The 22,988-nt window shown below is 64.5% G+C and carries 19 protein-coding genes and 1 tRNA gene; 9 read left to right on the forward strand and 11 right to left on the reverse strand.

Annotated elements, in window-relative coordinates; all coding sequences use genetic code 11:
• The first annotated feature begins 26 nt into the window (after nucleotides 1-26).
• From FR728_RS17820 to FR728_RS17835, 4 genes are all read left to right on the forward strand, one after another.
• Nucleotides 27-102, forward strand: a tRNA-Thr gene (locus FR728_RS17820).
• A gap of 160 nt (nucleotides 103-262) precedes the next feature.
• Nucleotides 263-1,102: a hypothetical protein gene (locus FR728_RS17825; RefSeq protein ID WP_149894105.1), complete on the forward strand. Its 840-nt coding sequence runs from the start codon at nucleotides 263-265 to the stop codon at nucleotides 1,100-1,102.
• A 179-nt stretch (nucleotides 1,103-1,281) separates the two neighbouring features.
• Nucleotides 1,282-2,190 (forward strand): polyphosphate kinase 2, encoded by a 909-nt coding sequence (gene ppk2, locus FR728_RS17830; protein ID WP_149894106.1) that lies wholly within the window; start codon nucleotides 1,282-1,284, stop codon nucleotides 2,188-2,190.
• A 119-nt stretch (nucleotides 2,191-2,309) separates the two neighbouring features.
• Complete coding sequence (locus FR728_RS17835; protein WP_149894107.1) at nucleotides 2,310-3,320, forward strand: Gfo/Idh/MocA family protein; 1,011 nt, start codon at nucleotides 2,310-2,312, stop codon at nucleotides 3,318-3,320.
• Between the two features lie 112 nt (nucleotides 3,321-3,432).
• Here the strand turns inward: FR728_RS17835 and infC are convergent, their stop codons facing one another.
• On the reverse strand, nucleotides 3,433-3,972 hold the full coding sequence (gene infC, locus FR728_RS17840; protein ID WP_149894108.1) for a translation initiation factor IF-3: 540 nt from the start codon (nucleotides 3,970-3,972) through the stop codon (nucleotides 3,433-3,435).
• A gap of 321 nt (nucleotides 3,973-4,293) precedes the next feature.
• On the opposite strand from infC, the gene FR728_RS17845 reads away from it, so the two are divergent.
• Nucleotides 4,294-4,752 (forward strand): hypothetical protein, encoded by a 459-nt coding sequence (locus FR728_RS17845; protein WP_208998902.1) that lies wholly within the window; start codon nucleotides 4,294-4,296, stop codon nucleotides 4,750-4,752.
• Here FR728_RS17845 and FR728_RS17850 read toward each other — a convergent pair.
• Both FR728_RS17850 and FR728_RS17855 read right to left on the reverse strand, forming a co-directional pair.
• Nucleotides 4,749-5,180 carry a YkvA family protein gene (locus FR728_RS17850; RefSeq protein ID WP_149894109.1) on the reverse strand — a complete coding sequence of 144 codons (432 nt, stop codon included), beginning with the start codon at nucleotides 5,178-5,180 and terminating at the stop codon, nucleotides 4,749-4,751. The genes FR728_RS17845 and FR728_RS17850 overlap by 4 nt on opposite strands.
• An 86-nt stretch (nucleotides 5,181-5,266) precedes the next feature.
• Nucleotides 5,267-6,937: an acyl-CoA dehydrogenase family protein gene (locus tag FR728_RS17855; RefSeq protein ID WP_208998903.1), complete on the reverse strand. Its 1,671-nt coding sequence runs from the start codon at nucleotides 6,935-6,937 to the stop codon at nucleotides 5,267-5,269.
• Nucleotides 6,938-7,178: 241 nt separating this feature from the next.
• Here FR728_RS17855 and FR728_RS17860 point away from each other — a divergent pair, with 241 nt between their 5' ends.
• Nucleotides 7,179-8,033, forward strand: a complete 855-nt coding sequence (locus FR728_RS17860; protein WP_149894111.1) for a YihY/virulence factor BrkB family protein — start codon at nucleotides 7,179-7,181, stop codon at nucleotides 8,031-8,033.
• A gap of 4 nt (nucleotides 8,034-8,037) precedes the next feature.
• On the opposite strand, the gene FR728_RS17865 is transcribed toward FR728_RS17860, so the two are convergent.
• The gene (locus FR728_RS17865) at nucleotides 8,038-8,910 is read right to left on the reverse strand and encodes a DMT family transporter (protein ID WP_244304736.1); all 873 of its coding nucleotides are present in this window, start codon (nucleotides 8,908-8,910) and stop codon (nucleotides 8,038-8,040) included.
• 166 nt (nucleotides 8,911-9,076) lie between these two features.
• Between FR728_RS17865 and FR728_RS17870 the strand changes: the two genes are divergently transcribed.
• Both FR728_RS17870 and FR728_RS17875 read left to right on the forward strand, forming a co-directional pair.
• Entirely contained in the window at nucleotides 9,077-11,071 is a 1,995-nt protein-coding gene (locus tag FR728_RS17870; protein WP_149894113.1) for a methyl-accepting chemotaxis protein, read from the forward strand.
• 125 nt (nucleotides 11,072-11,196) lie between these two features.
• Nucleotides 11,197-12,384 (forward strand): NAD(P)/FAD-dependent oxidoreductase, encoded by a 1,188-nt coding sequence (locus FR728_RS17875; RefSeq protein ID WP_149894114.1) that lies wholly within the window; start codon nucleotides 11,197-11,199, stop codon nucleotides 12,382-12,384.
• 56 nt (nucleotides 12,385-12,440) lie between these two features.
• Here the strand turns inward: FR728_RS17875 and FR728_RS17880 are convergent, their stop codons facing one another.
• The 3 genes from FR728_RS17880 to FR728_RS17890 all read right to left on the reverse strand — a co-directional run bounded on the left by FR728_RS17880 (nucleotide 12,441) and on the right by FR728_RS17890 (nucleotide 15,997).
• Nucleotides 12,441-13,403 (reverse strand): hypothetical protein, encoded by a 963-nt coding sequence (locus tag FR728_RS17880; RefSeq protein WP_149894115.1) that lies wholly within the window; start codon nucleotides 13,401-13,403, stop codon nucleotides 12,441-12,443.
• Between the two features lie 139 nt (nucleotides 13,404-13,542).
• The gene (locus FR728_RS17885) at nucleotides 13,543-14,955 is read right to left on the reverse strand and encodes a uracil-xanthine permease family protein (protein ID WP_149894116.1); all 1,413 of its coding nucleotides are present in this window, start codon (nucleotides 14,953-14,955) and stop codon (nucleotides 13,543-13,545) included.
• Between the two features lie 235 nt (nucleotides 14,956-15,190).
• Entirely contained in the window at nucleotides 15,191-15,997 is an 807-nt protein-coding gene (locus FR728_RS17890; protein ID WP_149894118.1) for an alpha/beta fold hydrolase, read from the reverse strand.
• Nucleotides 15,998-16,175: 178 nt separating this feature from the next.
• On the opposite strand from FR728_RS17890, the gene FR728_RS17895 reads away from it, so the two are divergent.
• A complete protein-coding gene (locus FR728_RS17895; RefSeq protein ID WP_149894119.1) occupies nucleotides 16,176-16,775 on the forward strand; it encodes a L,D-transpeptidase in 600 nt (199 codons plus the stop codon).
• A gap of 129 nt (nucleotides 16,776-16,904) precedes the next feature.
• On the opposite strand, the gene FR728_RS17900 is transcribed toward FR728_RS17895, so the two are convergent.
• The 4 genes from FR728_RS17900 to secA form a co-directional block, all read right to left on the reverse strand.
• Entirely contained in the window at nucleotides 16,905-18,425 is a 1,521-nt protein-coding gene (locus tag FR728_RS17900) for a glycosyltransferase family 39 protein (RefSeq protein WP_149894121.1), read from the reverse strand.
• Nucleotides 18,422-18,913 (reverse strand): GtrA family protein, encoded by a 492-nt coding sequence (locus tag FR728_RS17905; RefSeq protein WP_149894122.1) that lies wholly within the window; start codon nucleotides 18,911-18,913, stop codon nucleotides 18,422-18,424. The genes FR728_RS17900 and FR728_RS17905 overlap by 4 nt, the downstream gene beginning before the upstream one ends.
• Nucleotides 18,910-19,947 carry a glycosyltransferase family 2 protein gene (locus FR728_RS17910; RefSeq protein ID WP_149894124.1) on the reverse strand — a complete coding sequence of 346 codons (1,038 nt, stop codon included), beginning with the start codon at nucleotides 19,945-19,947 and terminating at the stop codon, nucleotides 18,910-18,912. The genes FR728_RS17905 and FR728_RS17910 overlap by 4 nt, the downstream gene beginning before the upstream one ends.
• Before the next feature lie 105 nt (nucleotides 19,948-20,052).
• Nucleotides 20,053-22,794: a preprotein translocase subunit SecA gene (secA, locus tag FR728_RS17915; protein ID WP_149894125.1), complete on the reverse strand. Its 2,742-nt coding sequence runs from the start codon at nucleotides 22,792-22,794 to the stop codon at nucleotides 20,053-20,055.
• Nucleotides 22,795-22,988: the final 194 nt, after the last annotated feature.

Genomic DNA, 22,988 nt, shown 5'->3' on the forward strand with positions numbered 1-22,988 from the left:
CCGTCGAATTCCTTCCGGATGCACAGGCCGCTGTAGCTCAGTTGGTAGAGCACGTCATTCGTAATGATGGGGTCGGGGGTTCGAGTCCCTTCAGCGGCACCACTTCTCCTTCTTTCCAGAAGTCAGCCTCCCGAACAGGGAGGGCTTGTGTTTTCCACGTCTCGGCGGGGCCCCTCGTGCTGGCGGCTTGACCGCTCCCGCCAATCGGATTCTCATGGTCGAATCATTGACCTGAAGCGAGTGAAGCGGGGGAGCTGCGTCCATGGGACGGACCGCGAGACTGGAACTCCTGAGGCGCCTGCTGCCGCTGGGACTTGCGGTGCTTGGCCTGTCCGGAGCCATGACCTTTCTCAGCCTGCTCACCGGTGGCATGTGCCTGGCGGCGGCTGCCGCGATCTATTTCGCGCTTCCCCACCCGCGCCTCATGGCGGGGGCCGTTCGTCCCACCGCCGTGCCTCCTGTCGGCATCAGCGATGCCATCGGCTTCCTGATCGGGGTGCCGCTCCTCACCGCCGGGCTTGTGGGGGCGGGCGCTGCCGATCCGGCCATGGCGCTGGTCTATCTGGCGCTGCTTTTGCCGGGCAGTCTCTGCATCCCGCTCTTCATCCTGATCGTGCGGCAGGAGACCTCCTGGATCCGCTTCGTCAACAACGGCTTCGAGATCACGCAGATGGGCCTGACCGCCCGGGTTCCCTATTCGGAGATCCGGGACGTCGAGCTGAAGAGCCTGCGCGCAAGTGGCGGGCGCGGCTGGATGATGTCGCTCTTTGCAGGTGGTGGCGGCCACAAGCGAATCACCCTGCTGAATGCCGGGTCGGAAACCAAGGCCATGATCTTCCGGGCCCGCAACGGGGATGTGTTCTCCGTGTCCTGTGAGGTGATCCCGGATCTTAACCGGGTGCTGGTCGGTCTGGACCGGGCCGGGGTGGACTTGCCTGCGGCCTTCGCGGAGCGACAGCGCAAGCGCACCCGGAAGATGAAGGAGCGGATCTACGGCAAGCCGGAGCTCTCGGATTCCGCAGGCCGCATGGAAAAGCTCGATTCCTCCCGCATTGCCGAGACCATCCGCCGGTACCGGCAGCGCAAGCTCGCCTCGGGCTGAGGGGGGGCTGACGGGCGCGTGCTGATCGGTGCGGACTGAGCGCGGCTAGTCCGTTTTTGCGGCCGCTTGCGCCGGTTTTCCGCGACTTGTCAGAAAACGGTCACACGGCGGCGGGTCGGGCACGGTAAAACGGGTCATCGGCCGCTCCGGCCGGGAGACAGGATCGAGGAGACTTCGGGATGAGCGACGACAGTGCCCGCAGCTGGGTCGAGGCCGAGTGGCTGGACAGTCTGGACGAGGAACTGGAAATGGAGATCGACGATCTCCTGATCTCCAAGGAACTCGCCTTCATCACCGAGCACCGGCACACGTCCGAGCTGGACCGGAAGGTCTATTTCCACGAGTTGCTGCGCCTGCAGGCCGAGCTGGTGAAGCTGCAGGACTGGGTGCAGGCGGAGGGGCGCAAGGTCGTCGTGATCTTCGAAGGGCGCGATGCGGCCGGCAAGGGCGGCGTGATTAAGCGCATCACCCAGCGGCTCAATCCGCGCGTTGCCCGCGTGGTCGCCCTGCCGGCGCCGACGGAGCGCGAGAAGAGCCAGTGGTATTTCCAGCGCTACGTGCCCCATCTGCCGGCGGCCGGCGAGATCGTTCTCTTCGACCGGTCCTGGTACAACCGGTCCGGGGTGGAGCGGGTCATGGGCTTTGCCTCCGATGATCAGGTTGAACAGTTCTTCAACGACGTGCCCGAGTTCGAGCGCATGCTGGTGCGCTCCGGCATTACCCTGGTGAAATACTGGTTCTCCATCACCGATCAGGAGCAGCAGCTGCGTTTCCTCATGCGCATCCACGATCCGCTGAAGCAGTGGAAGCTCAGCCCCATGGACCTGGAATCCCGCAAGCGCTGGGAAAAATACACCAAGGCCAAGGAAGAGACCTTCGAGCGGACGAACATTCCCGAGGCGCCCTGGTTCATCGTGGAGGGCAATGACAAGAAGCGGGCGCGGCTGAATTGCATCAGCCATCTGCTCTCGCTCCTGCCTTATGGGGAGGTGCCGCACGATCCGATCCACCTGCCGGAGCGGGTCTTCAATCCGGATTACGAGCGCAAGGTGCTGCCGGACGAGCTCTACGTGCCGGAAAAATTCTGATCGGGACGGCAACCGCGCTTCGGTTGCCTTGCCAGAAGCACCAATCCTTGGCATGTCTGCCGGGCCTGAGGGACGTTGCTCAGGCCGCGTGACAGATTGCTTCAGGAGGAGAGCGCACCATGGCCACCGACACCCAGACCATCCGCTGGGGGATTCTCTCGACCGCGAAGATCGGCGTCGAGAAGGTCATCCCGGGTATCAACCGGTCTGCGACCGGCAAGGCGGTTGCCATTGCCTCCCGCTCGACGGAAAGCGCCCGCAAGGTGGCCGACAGTCTGGGCATCGAAAAGGCCTATGGCTCCTACGAGGAGCTGCTGGCGGATCCGGAGATCGACGCGATCTACAATCCGCTGCCGAACCACCTGCATGTGCCGCTGACGCTGCAGGCGGTGACCGCCGGCAAGCATGTGCTGTGCGAAAAGCCGATCGCGCTCAATGCGGACGAGGCGCGCCAGCTGCTGGCCTTGCCGAAGGACAAGCTGGTGGCGGAAGGCTTCATGGTGCGAGCCCATCCGCAGTGGGTCCGCGCCCGCGAGATCGTGCGCTCAGGCGAGCTGGGTGAGCTGCGCGCCATCCAGTCCTTCTTCTCCTATTTCAATGCGGACCCGGCCAATATTCGCAACAATCCGGAGATCGGCGGCGGTGCCCTGCTCGACATCGGCTGCTACCCGATGGTGACCGGGCGCTATTTCTTCGAGGATGAGCCGAAGCGGGTCGTGTCGCTGATCGACCGGGACGCGCGTTTCGGAACCGACATCCTGTCGAGCGCGGTCCTGGACTTCGGCGGCGGCCGCCGTCTCGATTTCACGGTCTCCACCCAGCTCGTCCCCTATCAGCGGGTCAATCTCTTCGGCACGAAGAAGCGGCTGGAGATCGTCATTCCCTTCAATGCGCCTCAGGGCTCCGAGACCGTGCTGCGGCTCGACGACGGGTCCCAGCTGGGTGACGTCTCGGCTCAGGCGGAGACCGTCGGCGCGGCCGATCAGTATGCGGAGCTGGTGGATGTGTTCGGCCGGGCCATCCGTGGCGAGATCGATCTGCCCTACGGGCCGGCGGATGCGGTCCAGAACATGGCGATCCTGGATGCCATGTTTGCCTCCGAGAAGACCGGGGGCTGGGTGGATCTCTGATCCGCTTCGAGCCGCTGAACGAGCTTCAGACAAACAAAAAAACCCCGCCAGTGGCGGGGTTTTTCGTAGCTCGGCAGATCAGCCGATCAGAGGCCTGAGCCCGGCAGCGCGATCACTTGATCGGCGCCAGGATCATCACCATCTGGCGGCCTTCGAGGCGCGGCGCGGATTCGCACTTGGCGATTTCCGCGGTTTCTTCCCGGACCTTGTTGAGCAGGTTCATGCCCAGGTCCTGGTGGGCCATTTCACGGCCACGGAAGCGAAGAGTAACCTTGACCTTGTCGCCTTCGTCAAAGAACCGCAGCATCGCGCGCATCTTCACGTCATAGTCATGCGTGTCGATGTTGGGACGCATCTTGATCTCCTTGATCTCGACGGTCTTCTGCTTCTTTCGCGCTTCGGATGCCTTCTTCTGGGACTGGTACTTAAACCGGCCATAGTCCAGAATCTTGCAAACCGGAGGCTGGGCGTTGGGCTGAATCTCGACCAGGTCCAGGCCAGCTTCCATCGCGATGTCCATGGCTTCATCCGTCAGCACGATGCCGCGGTTGTTGCCTTCATGATCGATCAGCTGGACTTCGCGAACGCGAATTTCTTGGTTTGTGCGCGGGCCATCCTTTGTAAGTGGCGGGGCGCGGAACGGACGGCGAATGGTCGCTATCTCCTCTGTTGTTTCGGATCGAGCTGGGGAGGCCGAAAGATGTCAGCACATCCTCTGCTCACAGCCCCTTGTGAAAATGCGTTGAAGGGCTCGCGTTCTTGTCGCGAGGCGCCACGCTTCATCACCGCTGGGACAGGGCGGAAAAATCCAGCGAAAGTGGCAAAAAGTCAACCGAAAACCTTGGCTCGCCCCGCGACCGAACCCCGCATTCATGTATGGGCCCCTGTAATGCGGGTGGAAAAGGCATCGCTTTCACCTGTTTGCGTCCTGGGGTAAACCGGAGACCGAAGAAGAGGTTCCGGGATTTCGACAATGATCAATGGACGCATGCTGACCCTGCAGCTCCTGCGCAGTGCGGTCGGCTTCATCGCCGGGCTTGTGAGTGGCGGCGGTTTTCTGGCCTGGAGCTTCTTTTCCGGCGCGACCGCCGATGGGGACCCGGTGGTGGTCGTGACCATCGTGGGCACTGCGCTGGTCTCGGCGTCGGTGATCGGCGCCTCGCTGTTTCTTCCGGCGGTCCTGCTCGTGACGGTGGCGGAGATCGCGTCCCTGCGCAGCCTTGTCTATCACGTGGGCGCGGGCGGACTTCTGGCTTTCGGTCTCTGGATGCTCGGACCGGATGGGGCACGCTCTCAGACCGATGCGCTGACGAGCGCGGGCAGCATCGTGCTGGCGGCCGGCTTCATCGGAGGTGCCGCCTACTGGCTGCTCGCCGGGCGGTCTTCCGGGTGCTGGAAGACCCTGCCGCGGGACAACTCAGCGACTGACTAGCGCGTCGGGACCTCGGCTGCGCGCGAGACGTCGATCTCCTCGCGGGCCAGCGCGTCGCGGGCCTTGTCCCGGTGCTCGGGCTTGATGTGTCCGCGAATGGCCGAGAGGGCTGCAAGCAGCACCGTGGCGTCATCGCCGAAGCCCAGGCCCAGGATGAAATCCGGCACCGCATCCAGCGGCAGGACAAAATACGCAAGGGCCGCCGTGACGGTCCAGCGGACGCGGGCCGGTGTGGCCGGGTCGCGCAGGCAGTAATAGGCCGCAAGCACTTCGTCGAGGAAGGGGATCTGGCGGGAAGCCTTGCGGGCTGTGCGGAAGACACCGTCCCGGATGCGGCGCAGCTGGGACTCCTGCGAGCCAAGGCGCGCGGGGTCGAAATCCACGTCGTCGAACAGGTCTTCCGGGGTTGTCTGGCTCTGTCTGGTCATGACAGGAAAAATGGGGTGGCCGCCATTTGGTTGCAAGCCACCCCGAATTTCCTTGCGTTCGAGCGCGTCTGGCACGCCCGAACGGCTTATTGCAGGCCGCGGGTTTCCAGAATACGGCGGGCAATCACCTGAGCCTGGATCTCGCCGGCGCCTTCGAAGATGTTCAGAATGCGGGCATCGCAGAGCACGCGGGAGATCTGATACTCCAGCGCAAAGCCATTGCCGCCATGGATCTGCAGGGCATTGTCGGCAGCGGCCCAGGCAACGCGGGCACCGAGCAGCTTGGCCATGCCGGCTTCCAGATCGCAGCGGCGGCCGGAGTCCTTTTCGCGGGCGGAGAAATAGGTGAGCTGGCGGGCCACCATCACTTCCATGGCCATCATGGCGAGCTTGTCGGACACGCGCGGGAAGGCGACCAGGGGCTTGCCGAACTGGATCCGCTCCTCCGCATAGCGCAGGCCGAGATCGAGGGCGTTCTGCGCCACGCCGAGGGCGCGGGCTGCCGTCTGGATGCGGGCGCCTTCGAAGGTCTGCATGAGCTGCTTGAAGCCCTGTCCCTCTTCGCCGCCGAGGAGGTTTTCCGCCTTCACCTCGAAGCCGTCGAAGCTGATCTCATATTCCTTCATGCCGCGATAGCCCAGAACCTCGATCTCGCCGCCGGACATGCCCTGCGCCGGGAAGGGATCCGCGTCGGTGCCGCGCGGCTTTTCGGCCAGGAACATGGACAGGCCCTTGTAGCCGGGCTCTTCCGGGTTGGTGCGGGTCAGCAGGGTCATCACGTCGGCACGGACCGGATGGGTGATCCAGGTCTTGTTGCCGGTGACCTTGTAGACGTCTCCGTCCCGCACGGCGCGGGTCTTGAGCGAGGCCAGGTCGGAACCGGTATTGGGCTCGGTGAAGACGGCGGTGGGCAGGATTTCGCCGGAGGCGATCAGCGGCAGCCACTTGGCCTTCTGCTCCTCGGTGCCGCCGCACAGGATCAGCTCGGCGGCGATCTCGGAGCGGGTGCCGAGGGAGCCGACACCGATATAGGCGCGGGACAGCTCTTCGGAGACCACGCACATGCTTTCCTTGCCGAGGCCGAGCCCGCCGAATTCTTCCGGAATGGTCAGGCCGAAGACCCCGAGCTCGGCCATCTCGGCGATGACCTCGAGGGGGATGTAGTCGTTGGCGAGGTGCCATTCGTGGGCGAAGGGGGTGACGCGGGCTTCCGCGAACTTGCGCATTTCCTCGCGGATCTGTTCGTAGGTGTCTTCAAGCGCGCTGTCGCCGAAGGTCGAGCGGCCGGCCTGCTGGCGGATCAGCCCGGTCAGCGTCTGGCGCAGCTCGGGCGTTGCGCCGGAGGCGATCAGGTCATCGATGACATCGGTGCGGATGCGGGCCATGTCGTCGGCGGTGAGGAAGAGGTCCTGCGGCCGGATGAACTCGCCCTGGTTCATCGGGATCCCGCCGAAGATCTGGGCCAGATATTCGGCAAAGGCCAGTCGGATGATGAGCGTTTCCAGCTCCGAGCCCCGGCCTTCCGCGGCCAGTCTCTCGCCGTAGGCGGCCATCTGGCGCAGGGCTTCCACATAGGTGGCGAGCCAGGCAAGACCATGCGTGGCCTTCTGGTGCTCTTCCATCAGGGAGGCGGACAGCTTGCCATCGCGGGTCACGGTCTCGCGCACGCGGGCGGCGGCCAGATCGAGAAGGCCGTCCAGAGCTTCCAGCGCCAGGGCGGTTGCGGTTTCGAGTGCGGGCTGATGCGGTCTTGCCATTGTCGCTTCCGGGGCTTCTGCCATGGACACCGTGACTTCCTCCTCAAGGTCTCAGCTTCCGTAAAGGTCAGCATGTTGCGATGCAGCAGCGGCTTTGTCGAGCGCGTTCTTCTTGGTCTTTCGGAGGGGCCGGGAAACCTCTGACGACCCTTTCCGGGAGCGATGCAGCCCCTGCGGGAAATCGAGTGCAACCGCCCGTGGAAGGCTTGCATTTTGACGCCGGGGCCTGTCTGATCCGGGAATGACAGGCCAGACGAGATTTCGCGCCATCTATCAAGTGCTTCGTGATGCACTGGGGCATTTCAGCCGGGATGATGGCTATGCCATGGCCAGCCATGTGGCCCTGTCCGGCCTGTTGGCGCTCTTTCCCTTGCTGATCTTCATTGCGGCGCTGACCGGTTTCCTCGGGCTTCAGGGTGTGGCCGATCAGGTCTCCGACCTGCTGTTCGAGGCCTGGCCAGAGGATGTGGCGGCCCCCGTGGTCGACGAGATCCATCAGGTGCTGACGGTGCCGCGCACGGACCTGCTGACCTTCGGCGTGATCACCGCGCTCTGGTTTGCGTCTAACGGGCTCGAGGCCATGCGGACGGCGCTGAACCGGGCCTACCGGCGGCGCGAGACCCGGTCGCTCATCGTGCTGCGGATCCAGTCGCTGGCGCTCGTCGTTCTCGGGGCCATCGTGCTGATCGGCTACACGTTCCTGGTGGTTCTGGCGCCTCTGGTCATCGAGGCGGTGGTCAGCCGCATTCCCGGCGTGGAAACGGTGCTGCGGTCCTTCGACCTGGTGCGCCTTGCCGTGGCCGGTAGCCTGTTGCTGGTTGGGCTGATCCTGACCCACCTTCTGCTTCCGGCCGGTCACCGGCGCTTCATGGAGATCCTGCCGGGCGTGCTGGCCACCATGGTCATGTGGATGATGCTGGGCAGTCTCTTCGGCGCCTATCTCGCCAATTTCGCCAATTATGTGTCGACCTATGGCGGGTTGGGCGGGATCATGTCCGCCCTGGTCTTCCTCTACATCTGCTCCATGGCCTTCATTCTGGGCGGCGAGCTGAACGCCGCCCTGATCCGGCAGAAGGTCATCGCGCGCGCCGCCTGATGCCTCAGCGCGGCTTCAGGCGGATGATCACGACAGCCAGAGCCACAAGGGCCATGCCGGCCAGCTGCAGGGGCGCCAGGGTTTCGCCGAAGAGCAGATAGCTCTCGATGCTTGTCGCCACGGGGACGAGATAGAAGAGCGAGGAGACCTGAGACACCGCCCCGCGCCGGATGAGGATCATCAGCAGCAGGATCGCGCCGACCGACAGGACCAGCACCAGCCAGCCGAGCGCGAAGATGAATTCGCCGGTCCAGGCGACCTCCCAGGGTTCAAGAAGGCAGAGCGGCAGCGTCACGATCAGCGCACCCACATATTGCCAGACCGTGGTGGAGATCAGATCTGCTTCCCGGATCGCGCGCTTCTGGTAGACGGTGCCGAAGCTGATGGCGGCCACCGCCAGCGCCACCGCCGCGATCTCCGCCGAGCGCAGGGCAATGTGCTCCAGGTCGATGCCCGGCGCGAGGACGAGGAAGACCCCGGCCAGACCCATGGCCAGGCCCGCCGCATGTCTGCGGTCGAGAGCTTCTCCCAGAAGCAGGGCGGCGAAGAGGGTGCTGATGACCGGCTGAAGGCCGACGATGATGGCGGTCATTCCCGCTGGCAGGCCATTGTCGATGGCCCAGAAGACCCCGCCCAGATAGACTCCGTGCACGAGCATGCCGACGAAGATGCTGTTGGCGACGATTGCACGCGACTTCGGCCAGACACTCCCGGCGGCGATGGCCACCAGAGCGAGGATCGGCAGGACGATCAGGAAGCGCAGGCTGAGGAAGACCATCGGCGGTGCATAAGGCGCCCCCATCTTGGACCCGATGAACCCGGTCGACCAGAGAAGCACGAAGAAAAGCGGCATTGCGGAGCGCAGGAGCAGGGACACGGTCGGAATGTTCCGTTACTGGTGGCAGGAAGGTGATGTGTTCTTGTTCAGCATGCTGAATATTCGTGCATTCTTACAATGGCAAGTGCTTGTCCGCTCGAACTTTCCTTAACTTCTTGCGGTCACCATAGGGGAAGAACATTGGGCTAAAAGGTCTGGCACCACGATGCAACTCCGCTTCCCCTCGCTCGGCCGTCTCTCGGTCAAGACGCGAATTCTCTCCCTCAGCATTCTGACCGCCGGTGGACTGGTGGTTATCGGTTCCGTCTTCTGGTGGAGCCAGACGGTCGTTGATCAGGCTTTCCGTGAGCAGCGTGCGAGCCTGGATCTGGTCCAGAAGGTTGCCGCCCTGCAGCAGATGACCAATTCCATGCATGTGCAGGAAAAGGGATATCTTGCCGTTCCGACCCAGCGGGCCCACGACGCGTTCAAGGCGTCGCTGGACGAGGCGCTTGGGGTCCTGTCGGAAATTGCCGCCCATCCCCTGGCGGGCGGTGTGTCAGCGGAAATCGCCGACGTGAAGGAGACGCTCGAAGGCGTGGGGAACGCGTTCTCGACCCTGAACGAGACCCAATCCGCGATCGGCTTCGACAGCACCACCGGACTGCGGGCGATCATGGGGTCGACGGCAACGGAAGCAAGCAAGCGCATCGCCAAGGAAATGAACTTCGGCGGCGGCCCTGACTTCGAGAAGCTGGCGCGCGCGGTGGCCTTCATTCAGCTGGCGGAAAAGGAATACATCATCGACCATAACGATCTGGCGCTCGGCAATTTCGAAGTTGCCTACGGACGTTATGAGCGACTGATCAAGAAGGCCTATCTGCCCAACGAGGTGAAGGCCGACATCGAGGGGCGGATCACCGAGTATCGCGCTGCCTTCAACAGCTACACGGAAAAGCTGGTCGAAAAGGCCCGCTCGGTCGAGCTCCTGGAAAACCTCTTCGATCTGGTGCCGCCGCAGGTGGCGACCCTGAATGCAGCGGCGACGCAAGGCGTGACCGAGGCGGAAGCCGATCTCGCCCGGGTGCGCACCCTGTCGACGTCCGTGCTGTCGGTCGTGCTGCTGTCCATGCTGATCGGTCTGCCGGCGCTCGCGGTCTTCGTCGGCCGGTCTATCGCCGGTCCTCTGACCAACCTGAGCGCGGCGATGAAGACCCTTGCTGCCGGTGAAACGGATGTGCGTCTGCCCCAAACCGTCGGCCGCACCGAGATCACCACCATGGTGGATGCGGTTGCCGTGTTCCGGGACAATGCAATCGAGCGTCAGCGGCTCGCAGCCGCCTCGGAAGAGGAAAACCGCGAGCGGGATGCCCGTGTCGCCCGGCTGGAAACCCTGATCGGTAATTTCGAGGGAACCGTGAACCAGGCTCTTGCCAGCCTGGACCGGGCCACCGGCGAATTGACCCAGACCTCCGTTGCGGTGGATGCGGCAGCCGATGACATGACCGAGCAGGCGGAGCAGGCGAGCGCGGCGGTGATGACCGCGGCGGAGAACGTCAATTCGGCCGCCTCGGCGACCGAAGAGCTCGTGGCGTCCATCAACGAGATCGCCCATCAGGCCAACAAGTCGACGGAAGTTGCCAAGCAGGCGGTGGAGAGTGCGGGCGAAACTTCGCGCACCATGGCCGAGCTGGCCCGCGCGGCGGATCGGATCGGCGAGGTGATGAAACTCATTCGCGACATTGCCGACCAGACCAACCTGCTGGCGCTGAATGCCACGATCGAGGCGGCGCGTGCCGGCGAAGCGGGCAAGGGCTTTGCCGTCGTTGCGGCGGAAGTGAAGCAGCTGGCCGACCAGACCTCCAAGGCCACCGAAGACATCGCCAATCAGGTGGCCGCGATCCAGGGCTCCTCGAGCCAGGCGTCTCAGGCCATCGAGCAGGTGGATGCGATCATCCGCCAGATGGAAGGGCTTGCCGCAAGCGTTGCCAGCGCCGTCGTGCAGCAGGATGCGGCCGTTCAGTCCATCTCGCGCAACGTGACGGATGCCTCCGACCGGTCGAACGAAGGGGCCACGCGCATGAACGCGGTTGGCGAGGCAACCCGCCACGCCCGGGCGACGGGCGCGGAAGTGGAGCGGCTGGCCAGCATGCTCAGCGATCAGGCGGGCTTGATCCGCAGCGAGATCGCAACCTTCCTCGACGGGGTGCGCGCGGCCTGATTTTCGCGCGATTCATTATGGAAAACAGGGCGCCGCATGATTCGCATGCGGCGCCCGCTTCGTCTCTGGCGCTCGCAACAGCAGAGTGCTAGGCAATTGCGGGCTAAATCCAGATGGGGGGCACCATGGGAAAAGCAGTTGTTATCGTTGGTGGTGGTCAGGCGGGGGCCCAGGTGGCCCAGTCGCTGCGCCAGGGTGGCTTTGACGGGCCGATCCGGCTGATCGGTGACGAGCCGCATGTGCCGTATCAGCGGCCGCCGCTGTCGAAGAAATTCCTGCTCGGCGAAATGGCCGAGGATGGTCTCTTCCTGCGCCCGCCTGCGTTCTACGACGCGCAGATGATCGACTTCATTCCCGGCACGCTGGTCACGCGGATTGACCCTGCGGCCAAGCGTCTGTCGCTCGCCAATGGCGACACGATGGATTACGGCACGCTGGTTCTGGCAACCGGCACCCGGGCACGACCGCTGCCCCTGCCGGGGGCGGATCTGGATGGGGTGGTCTCCCTGCGCAGCATCGCGGATGTGAATGATATCCGGGCTCGCTTTGCCACGGCACGCAATCTGGTGATCATCGGAGCGGGCTATATCGGGCTGGAAGTGGCTGCTGTCGCACGCCTGAGCGGCCTCGACGTGACCGTGCTGGAAGCCGAGGATCGGCCGCTGAAGCGGGTCGTGTCGCCCGCACTTTCCGCCTATTATTCCGATCTCCATGCCCGCAACGGGGTGAGGCTGCGCGTCGGCACCGGTGTCCTGTCCATCGAGGGGCAGGATGGCAAGGTGACGGGCGTGCTGCTGCGTGACGGGGAAACCGTCCCGGCGGATGTGGTGCTCGTGGCCATCGGCGCGCTGCCGAATGACGAGCTTGCGCGCGAGGCGGGGCTCGACGTGGACAACGGGATCCTGGTGGACGGCGGGGGGCAGACCTCTGACGAGGCCATCTATGCCTGCGGCGACTGCACCCGCTTCCATTCGGCACGCTATGACCGCTCGGTGCGCATGGAAAGCGTGCAGAATGCCATCGACCAGGCCAAGGCGGTTGCCCAGTCCATTCTCGGGCAGGATGTGGACTATGACCCGCTGCCCTGGTTCTGGTCGGATCAGTATGCGGTCAAGCTGCAGATCGCGGGCCTCTCCGAGGGCTATGACGACACCAAGACCGTCGGGGATCCCTCTTCTGACAAGTTCTATGTGGCTTATCTCAAGAACAACCAGCTCATCGCGGTCGACAGCGTCAACGCCCCGCGCTCGCACATGATGGCGCGCCGCGTCATCGGTGAGACCTGGCGGGACGACTTGCTGCCGGACGCCTGACACCAGACGCCTGACGCCATCCTCCGGCCTCGCTCTGGCGGGGCCGGATTGTCATGTCACGGCGTGCCGAAGCGTGCGGTGAGGCTGGCCATCAGCTCGGGGTGCCGGTCCACGTGGTGGATGACGGCAAAGGGCTCGCCGCTTCGGGTCTTCACGATCCCGTCCTCCACGACCGGAAGGGTCTGCGGATCCGCATAGAAGCCTGCGCTGGTGCTCGGTGTCAGGGTCGTGCAGGCATGCAGCGCCCAGGGGGTCGTCCAGTCGACGAACCTGGTCTGGCGACGCCAGGCGTCGAAGCTGAGAAGCTGGTTCATGGCAACCTGATCCCCGATGCGCTTGTTCTGGTCGATGTAGTAGTTGGCCAGCATGAAATCGAGCATGGGGCCGAAGCGTCCCGCGAAGAAGCCGCAGCAGACGACCGGCGCATTCCTGACCCGGTCGAGCGCATGCTTGCCGAAGGCCTTGATCATCATGCGCCGGTTCCATTCGTCCCGGTGGTCCACCCCCTCCACGGCCACGAGGATGTCCTTGTCCTCCTCCAGATTGCGGGAGACCCAGTCGAAGGGATTGGCCTGAAAGGCGACGTCTCTCGCGTCGGAGAAGGCCAGGAACCGGAATTGCTCGCCAGTCTTCTCGCAATGCTGCCGCAGAAGCTGGCTTGCGTGGAAGAAGCGCCGGTCGTGGATCTTGTCGTTGAAACGCAGGATGCGTCGTGTCCATGTCCAGCGGACGTCGACACGCAGCTTCTTTCCGTCCGTGTGGTCCTCGAGTTCCTCGGCCAGCTGGGAATAGGTGTAGCGCTTCTTTTCCGGCTGATGGTCGAAGGTGAAAACCGTGGCGCCTTCGCCCTTCAGGTAGCCCACCAGCTCTTCGCTGACATCATAGCAGATCGCAAAGACCCGGCCGTCGAAGCCTGTTGCCTTGAGGGAGTTGAACCAGATCGCAAGGTCAGCGGGCTTGTAGTGGGACACGGCTATGACGATGGCATCCGGCAGTCCGGCGGCGGTGGTGTCGTGCATGAGTTGTCCCTGACGTAGTGGTTTATCTACCGCTAGGTCATCATGTGCGTGGAAGGCAAATGTTCTTTGTCCCCGTTTCGTAAAAAAACGCCGGATCTTTTGATCCGGCGTTCCATCAGCGTTCACGTGGGTCGAGGCGTCACTCGGCCGGGTGCTTGGCGCTGCCCATGCCGCCGGAAATCTCTTCCGTCGACTCTGCCGTCAGCTCTTCCGGGAGGATCAGGTTGAGCACGACGGCCAGGAAGGCCGAGGGAAGGAGACCGGAGGACAGGAGAACCTTCATGGTTTCCGGCAGGTGCTGGAGAGCGCCCGGCTCGAGCTGCAGGCCGAGGCCGACCGACAGGGAGACGGCGAAGATCACCATGTTGCGCCGGGTCCAGTTCACGTCCGAGAGCATGGCGACGCCTGCGGCGACGACCATGCCGAACATGACGATGACGCCGCCGCCGAGCACCTCGATCGGGACGGTGGAGACGATGGCGCCCACTTTCGGCACGAAGCCGGCGAGGATCAGGAAGATCGCGCCGAGGGTCACCACGTGGCGGCTCATGACGCCGGTCATGGCGATGAGGCCGACGTTCTGGGAGAAGGACGTGTTGGGCAGGGCGCCGAAGAGCCCGGCGATTGCCGTGCCGAGGCCGTCCGCATAGGTGGCGCCGGAGATTTCCTTGTCGGTCGCCTCGCGGTCGGCGCCGCCCTTGGTGATGCCGGAAACGTCGCCGACAGTCTCAATGGCGGAAATGATGCCCATCAGGCAGCAGCCGACGACGGCAGCAGCAGAAAACTCGAAGCCGAAGTGGAAGGGCGTGGGCAGGGCGAAGGGCGCGGCGCGGCCCACATTACCGAAGCTGACCATGCCGAAGGCGGCCGCCACGATGTAACCGGCAACCAGGCCGATGAGCACGGCGGAGACGGACAGCATGCCCCGGGCAAAGAACTTCAGGCCGAGGGTCACGACAATCACGGTGAGGGCCACGGTCCAGTTCTGCAGGCTGCCATATTCCGGCGTGCCGATGGCCGGAACGCCGCCGGCGGCATACTGGATACCGACCTTGACCAGGGCGAGACCGATCATCGTGACCACCAGACCGGTCACCAGCGGCGGCAGGGCAAAGCGGATCTTGCCGATGAAGGGGGCGAGGCAGGCGTGGAACAGGCCGCCGATCATCACGCCGCCCATGAGCGGGGCCATGGCCTCAACGCCCTTGCCCGCGACGATGGGCACCATGACCGGGATGAAGGCGAAGCTCGTTCCCTGAACGATGGGCAGGCGCGCGCCCACCGGGCCGAAGCCGATGGTCTGGAACAGGGTGGCCACGCCGGCAAACAGCATGGACATCTGGATCATGTAGATCAGCTGCGGGAAGTCGGGGGAGTTGGAGCCGAAGCCGAAACCGGCGGCGCCTGCGATGATGATCGCCGGAGTGACGTTGCTGACGAACATGGCCAGCACGTGCTGGATGCCGAGCGGGATCGCCTTGGCGATGGGCGGCGTGTAGTTCGGATCCTTCAGCTGTGCGGGCGTCCCCAGCCCGGAAGTGCTGCGTGTCATGCGGTTCTCCTTCGTCCGGATTTCTTGTCGCTGGAAAGCCCCCACTGGGATCCGGATCGGTTAGAGTCTGTTAACTCACGCATTAGGGCTGATTATTTGAGCAAGCACAATATGCGGGCACGCATTCTGTGATGCAATGTGACGCTGTGGGCGCGGGAAGCCTGTCGCCCGCTGGGTCAGCGGGCGTGACATCGAAGGCGGGGGCAAAAAGGTCGGGTGTCTGGAGGCCGCGTCGTCAGCGGTCGCCGGCGTTCTGCAGGATCAGCCGGACGACCTCCTTGGGGATCTCGAGATGGGGCATGTGGCCGACCCGCTCGAAGATGTGGGCCGCGATCATGCCGGGCAGCTTGTGCGCCTGCCGGGTGGGCAGGACCCGGTCCTGGGATCCCCAGATCACCTTGATGGGGCAGGCAAGGTCCGCCAGGCGCCAGGTTTCGAGACACTTCTGCTCGTCGCCGTCCATGAAGGTTTCGATGATCGAGTTCAGGGTCTCGATGGCATCGGGCCGATCCCGCATCTGGGCCGCAGTGCGGGCGAGGAACTTGGGCAGGCGGAAGCCCCAGCCGAAGAACTGCTCGAGCAGCATCTCCATCTCGAGCGGGTCACGGGACGCCGCATAGCGGCGCAGGAGCCGGTGGTTGATTTCGGGTCCGAAGCCGCCGGGCGCCAGAAGGGTGAGGCTCGCCACGCGCTCGGGGGCTTTCAGAGCCAGAAGGCTGGCGATGGCGCCGCCCATGGAATGACCGACCAGATGAACCTGATCGATGTCCAGATGATCGAGGGAGCGGAGGATGGCGCGTGCCGCCGTGCCCGACTTGCCGGTGCCGGGCCAGCCCAGAGCCTGTCCGTGACCGGGCAGGTCGAAGGCAATGGAGCGCCGGCGCGGGGCAAGGGCGGTCTGGATGTTCCCCCAGCCCTGACGGTCCCCGCCGAAGCCATGCAGCAGGACCACCGGATGCAAGGGTGATTCGGCGGGGCCTGTCACCTCGTGCAGGGGCAGGCAGGCGGGCAGGTCCAGGACATTGTCAGGGGAAGCGGTCATGGGGCGTGTCTCAAATCTGTTGCACTTCAGCGTAAACGGCTCAATGCTTCGTCAGTCATTCCTGATGTGTTACCAGACTTTAACCAAAGACTGCCAGACAGGAAGCATTCTTCCGTCAGGGGGACAGCAACGGCAGTCTCGCCGTTGACCCCCGTCAGATCCAGCCAGGGACTTCATCATGCTTCGAACGCTATTTGGTGCGTTGGTTCTTCTCCTATCGGCAAGTTGTCTTACGGCCCAGGCCGACTACAAGTTTTACGACCCCAACACCGGCGAATGGGTGACCTATCGCCCGAGCCCGGAACAGGCCGGCAAGCTGGCCAAGCGGGAATATCGCCGCAAGGTCGTGTCCTACAGCGGCAGCGAAGCGCCGGGGACCATCGTCGTCGACACGAAGGCCCGCTATCTCTACCACGTCATGGGTCACGGCAAGGCCATGCGCTACGGCATTGGCGTCGGCCGCGACGGCTTCACCTGGAAGGGCAGCCAGAAGATCACCCGCATGGCCAAGTGGCCGGGCTGGACCCCGCCCCCGGAAATGATCGCCCGCGAGCGCCAGAAGGGCCGCAAGCTGCCGGCGCACATGCCGGGTGGACCGCAGAACCCGCTGGGTGCGCGCGCCCTCTACCTGGGCAACACGATCTATCGCATCCATGGCACCAACGAGGACTGGAGCATCGGTCACGCCGTGTCCTCCGGCTGCATCCGCATGTTCAATGAGGATGTGGAGCATCTCTACGAGCAGGTGTCCGTGGGGACCGTGGTCAAGGTCCTCTGAGGGATCCTCGATCTCGAGTGCGTTATCAGGGCCGGAGCATCTTCCGGCCCTTTTTCATGGGCGGCTCCAGCCCGACACGCTGTTTGTGCCGAGGGTTCACGGCATGACGGAGGAGAGGCTGACCTGTCGCTAGTGTCCCAGGTTCACCGCCCCGGGCGGGATGATGGCCCAGAACACGGAGACCGGAGGGATGCTTCCGCCGCCGTGGAAGGGGAAGCTGCGGCTGCTGTCGGGCTTCAGTCCGGGGTAAAGCGCAATAAGTCCCGGGGGCGGGGTCTCGCTGCCACGCCAGACCAGCAGCACGCCCTTGTCCTGCAGATCCTGCGGATCGATCCAGGGCGAGGCGTCGAGATCGTGCTCATAGAGCATGTGGGGGCGTTCGGGGGCAAAGACGGTCACCGGGGCAGCGGACCACATGTCACCGGCCACATAGGCGATCGGCTGGCCCGTTGCCACCCGCCAGGTCTCCGAGAGGGCAAGCGCGACCTCGCGGCCGGGATAGTGGATGCGGGTGTGCTTCGTCTTCCACTGGGGTTCGAGCAGCGCCTGGCCCAGGGTGATGGCGAGGAACACGCCCTGAAGCAGCAACACGGCCGCAAGCGCCCGGGATTGCCGGAACTCCGGGCGCGGCAGGTGAACCAGCACGACAGCGACGAAGCCGGAGAGCAGGAACAGGGGTGTGCCCCACATGTGCTCGAACTCGTTTCCCGTCACAGCCGAGGCGAGCAGCACGACCCCGAGCGGCAGCAGGGCGAACCAGAGAAGGAAACGCCGGTCAACGGCTGCGGTGGACGGAGCGGACGCGGCAAGCGGGGCGGCTGCTGCCGTCCTCTGGCCGCGCAGGCGTGCCCAGAGCGCGGCGCTGGAGCCTGCCAGAAGCACGAGGAACAGTCCGGCGTGATTGCCGATCTGCGCCAGCAGGAAATTGAGCGGATTGATCACATGGCCCAGCCAGGTGCTGGCGCCGTGGCTGCGGCTCGCCGCATAGCGCAGGGTCAGGCCATCGGTCTCGACCAGCCAGAGCAGATGGGGAACGAGCAGGGCGATGCAGACAGCGGCGGCGAGATAAGGGCCCGGGGTCCTGAGGTGACGGCGGGCGTCGGCAAAGACCAGGCAATAGAGGCCGATGCTGCCGATCAGCAGGGCCACGAAATACTTGGTGTAAAGGCCGAGCGCGGCTATCAGGCCCAGAAGGAGCCAGTGGCGCAGGCGTCCGCTCTCCAGGGCCTTGTGAGAGACCAGCATCATCCCGGCCCAGACGGGGATCTGCGCGATGTTGTGATTGAACTCGGGCAGGGGCAGGGTGAAGTAGAAGGTCACGCTGGAGAGGAGAAGCCCCCAGGCGACCTGCTCCCGCGTGAGGCCCAGCCGGCGCCCGAGCGGCCAGAGGCACAGGTATCCCAGTCCGAGGCAGAGCGCGGACAGCCAGTAGGCGCCGAAGACGTGCCCGCCGGTCAGCCGGAACACGGCTTCCAGCGCCCAGGACGGCAGAGGCGGATGCTTGGTGTAGCCGAGCGCCAGCTCCCGGCCCCAGGCGAAGCCCTCCATCACATCCAGCGGCGGGTTCGGGAAGGTCAGGCTCGGCACCAGGGCCCACAACAGGCACGTGAGGACGAGATAGAGCGGGGCGTGGCGGGACGCGGGGGTCATTCTGCCTCTCGCTTGTGGCGGGTGACGGTGCCCGGGCGGGGCGTGCGGGCTGGCCGGAAGGCCCAGAAACGGGCGAGCAGGAAGCTCGCTGCCGGGACGACGGCGATGGAAATCAGCAGGCCTAGGCTCTCCGGCCAGTCGGTCAGGGAAAGCCACCCGGTCAGCACCCCGGAATTGAGCGCAAATCCCGCAAGCGCCACGAAAAGGAAGCGCAGCATGCGGCGACCTGCAGACCCGGCCTCACGGGTGTGGGCAAAGCTCCAGACGTGGTGACCATAGAAGGAGACGGCGAAGGCGATCAGGAAGCCGCAGACATTGGCGAGATGGGGTTGCAGCCCGAGGCCGCGCAGGGCCGTCATGGCGACCAATGCGTGGGTGGCGGTTGCCGCCGCGCCGACGAGAGCGAAGCGTCCGGCCGACCGGGCTTCCCGTTGCAACCTCTCGCGCTTGCCCGGAGCCGGGCCGGCCTGTTCGCTGCGGACCGTCACGGCGCGGGGGTCTCCGGCGGCATGTCCTGCGAAGTGGTGCGGTCGGCGCGGCCGCCGATGATCTCCTGCACCAGATAGACCGGGCGCTGCTTGGCCTCTGCGAAGAGGCGGGCGACATACTCGCCGATCATGCCGATGGAGAGCAGCTGTACGCCGGAGAAGAACAGCAGGCCGACCATGAGTGAGGCATAGCCCGGAAGGTCGATGCCGAAGACCATGACGCGCACCACGAGATAGAGCGCGTAGAGAAAGGCCAGAAGGGCGATCAGCGCGCCGCCATAGAACCAGACGCGCAGGGGCATGGTGGTGAAGCCGGTCAGCCCGTCGATGGCGAAGTTCCAGAGCTTCCAGTAGTTGAACTTCGTGCGGCCCGCAGCGCGCGAGGGTCGCTCGTAAGGCAGTGCCATGGCGGGGTGGCCGACCCAGGCGAAGAGACCCTTCATGAAGCGGTTGCGCTCGGGCAGACGTTTCAGGTCTTCCACCACGGACCGGTCGATGAGGCGGAAGTCGCCGGCATTGGCGGGCATGTCGATGGGCGAGAGGCGCTTGAACAGGCGGTAGAAGAGCCCGGCGGTGCCGCGCTTGACCAGCGTGTCGGAGGAACGGTCGATCCGCAGGCCGTAGACCACATCATAGCCCGCACGCCAGCCGGCGACCATTTCCGGGATCAGCTCGGGCGGATCCTGCAGGTCCGCGTCGATGATGAGGACCAGATCCGCGTCCACATGGTCCAGCCCGGCAGACAGGGCGGCTTCCTTGCCGAAATTCCGGGTGAGGCCGATGAGGCGGCCGGGCAGGCCCTCGTCCAGCGCCCGGGCGATGATGGGGGCGGTCGCGTCCGTGCTGCCGTCATCGATGAAGAGATAGTCGCAGGTCAGCCGGCTTGCCTCGAGAACCGGTCGGGTGCGGGAAATGAACTCGCCAAGGACCGCTTCCTCGTTGAAGCAGGGCACCAGGACGGTCAGGCTCGGCCGGTCGGGTCGGTCGGCCTTGCGCCGGGCGGTGTAGAGGGAGGAAGAGGTTTCGTCAGGCATCAGGGTCTCGAAATATCTGGGCGAACCGTGCCGTATCCGCATGAAAAAGGCCAGCCCGGAGGCTGGCCTTTTGGCATTCATTGCTGGATCAGCGGATGATCCGGATCAGACAAGCGCGCCGTGGCAGTGCTTGAACTTCTTGCCCGAGCCGCAGGGGCAGGGGTCGTTGCGGCTGACCTTGCCCCAGGTTTCCGGGTTTTCCGGATCGACCGGATCGGCCATCTCGTCTTCGCCCGTGGTGGCGTCGATGTGATGGGCGTGCATTTCCGGCAGGGTGGGCGCGGGCGGCGCCTGTTCCTGAACCAATTCCACGCGCATCAGCTGGGCCGTGGTGATCTGGCGCAGCTGGGCGAGCATGGTCTCGAACAGGGTGAAGGCTTCGGTCTTGTATTCCTGCAGCGGGTCGCGCTGGGCGTAGCCGCGGAAGCCGACCACCGAGCGCAGGTGGTCGAGGTTGGCCAGGTGCTCGCGCCACAGGCCGTCGAGGACCTGAAGCAGGATCGCCTTTTCCACCTGACGCATGATGTCCGGGGAATAGCGGGCAGCCTTGGCGGCCATCACGTTGTCGGCGGCCTTGCGCAGGCGGTCCTTCACCTCTTCGTCGGCGATGCCTTCCTCGGCAGCCCATTCCTTGACCGGAAGATCGAGGTTGAGAATGGTGCGGACTTCCAGCTGCAGGCCTTCAGTGTCCCACTGTTCCGGATAGGCGCGCTCGGGAATGTGACGGGACACGAGATCCTCGATCACGTCGTGGCGCATGTCGGCCACGGCTTCCTGGATGTGGGAGGCGTCCATCAGGTCGAGACGCTGCTCGAAGACCACCTTGCGCTGGTCGTTCATCACGTCGTCGAACTTGAGCAGGTTCTTGCGGATGTCGAAGTTGCGGGCTTCGACCTTCTGCTGGGCCTTCTCGAGGGCCTTGTTGATCCAGGGGTGGACGATGGCCTCGCCCTCTTCCAGACCGAGCTTGCGCAGCATACCGTCCATGCGTTCGGAGCCGAAGATGCGCATCAGGTCGTCCTGCAGGGACAGGAAGAACTTGGAAAGCCCGGGGTCGCCCTGACGGCCGGAACGGCCACGCAGCTGGTTGTCGATGCGGCGGCTTTCATGGCGCTCGGTGCCGACGACGCAGAGGCCGCCTGCGGCAAGCGCCTTCTGCTTCAGCTCTTCGATCTCGGCGCGAATGGCAGCCTCGCGGGCGGTGCGTTCCGCTCCTTCCGGCATGTCGGCCAGCTCGATGGCGAAGCGCATTTCCGCGTTGCCGCCCAGCTGGATGTCGGTGCCGCGGCCGGCCATGTTGGTCGCGATGGTCACCGCGCCGGGCAGACCGGCCTGGGAGATGATCAGCGCTTCCTGCTCGTGGTAGCGGGCGTTCAGAACGGTGAAGACCTTGGCCTTGCCGCCGTCCTTCTGCTGGGCTTCGACGAAGGCCTTGGGGTCGGAGAGGTCGACCGGCTTGTAGCCGTGTTGCTGGAGCAGGCCGGCCAGGAATTCGGACTTCTCGATCGAGGTGGTGCCGACCAGGATCGGCTGACCGCGTTCCTTGCACTCGTCGATCAGCTTGACGATGGCGTTGAACTTTTCCTGAACGGTCCGGTAGACCTCGTCGTCCTCGTCGATGCGCTTCACCGGCAGGTTCGTCGGGATCTCGACCACTTCCAGACCGTAGATGTCGACGAACTCGTCCGCTTCGGTCGAGGCGGTCCCGGTCATCCCGGCCAGCTTCTCGTACATGCGGAAGTAGTTCTGGAAGGTGATGGAGGCCAGCGTCTGGTTTTCCGGCTGGATGCGGACCTTTTCGCGAGCTTCGAGCGCCTGGTGCAGGCCCTCGGAGAACCGACGGCCCGGCATCATGCGGCCGGTAAATTCGTCGATGATGACCACTTCGCCGTTGCGGACGATGTAGTCCTTGTCGCGCTGGAACAGCTTGTGGGCCTTCAGGGCCTGCTGCAGGTGGTGAACCACCGCGACGTTTTCCACGTCATAGAGCGAGGTGCCCTTGAGCAGGCCGGCTTCCGCCAGCAGACCTTCCAGCTTCTCGTTGCCGGCTTCGGTGAAGGAGGTCGAGCGCTGCTTCTCGTCGAGCTCGTAGTCGTCTTCGGTCAGGCGCGGAATGAAGGCATCGATCGTGTTGTAGAACTCGGAGCGATCTTCCAGCGGGCCGGAGATGATGAGCGGCGTGCGCGCTTCGTCGACGAGAATGCTGTCCACTTCGTCGACGATGGCGAAATGATGCGGACGCTGCACCATGGCGGCGCGGTCATGCTTCATGTTGTCGCGAAGGTAGTCGAAGCCGAATTCGTTGTTCGTGCCGTAGGTGACGTCGGCGGCATAGGCATCGCGGCGCTGCTCGTCGGAGAGGCCGTGGGTGATGCAGCCGGTGGTCAGGCCGAGGAAACGATAGACGCGACCCATCCAGTCGCTGTCGCGGCTGGCCAGATAGTCGTTGACGGTGACCACATGCACGCCCTTGCCGGACAGGGCATTCAGATAGACCGGCGCGGTGGCAACCAGGGTCTTGCCTTCACCGGTGCGCATCTCGGCGATCTGGCCGGAATTCAGCACCAGACCACCGATGAGCTGCACGTCATAGTGACGCTGACCCAGAACGCGGCGGGAGGCTTCGCGCACGGTGGCGAAGGCGGGAACCAGAATGTCGTCGAGGCTTGCACCTGCCGCCAGCTTCTGGCGGAATTCGTCCGTCTTGGCCTTGAGCTGGTCGTCGGTCAGCTTCACGAAGTCTGGTTCGAGCGCGTTGACGGCTTCCACCGTTGCCCTGAATGCCTTCACCTTGCGGTCGTTGGCCGACCCGAAAATCTTACGTGCTAAAGCGCCGAGGCCGGCCATGTGGCGGTCCTTCCTGTAGTGGGCGGCGCACAGTCGCCCGGCGCCTGCCCATGAAATCGTCTCAATTGCTGTCCAAGGTCCGACGCCGCCTGAGGCAGACAGCCTGGACCCGGCTGAAGGTGCAGATCCTCTTCCTTAAAAAGAGGACGCTCGACAGATAAGAGGGGGTCCTATGCTTGTCAACGCCGCAGCTT

This window comes from Roseibium aestuarii (assembly GCF_008477545.1).
GTDB classification, from domain to species: Bacteria; Pseudomonadota; Alphaproteobacteria; order Rhizobiales; family Stappiaceae; genus Roseibium; species Roseibium aestuarii.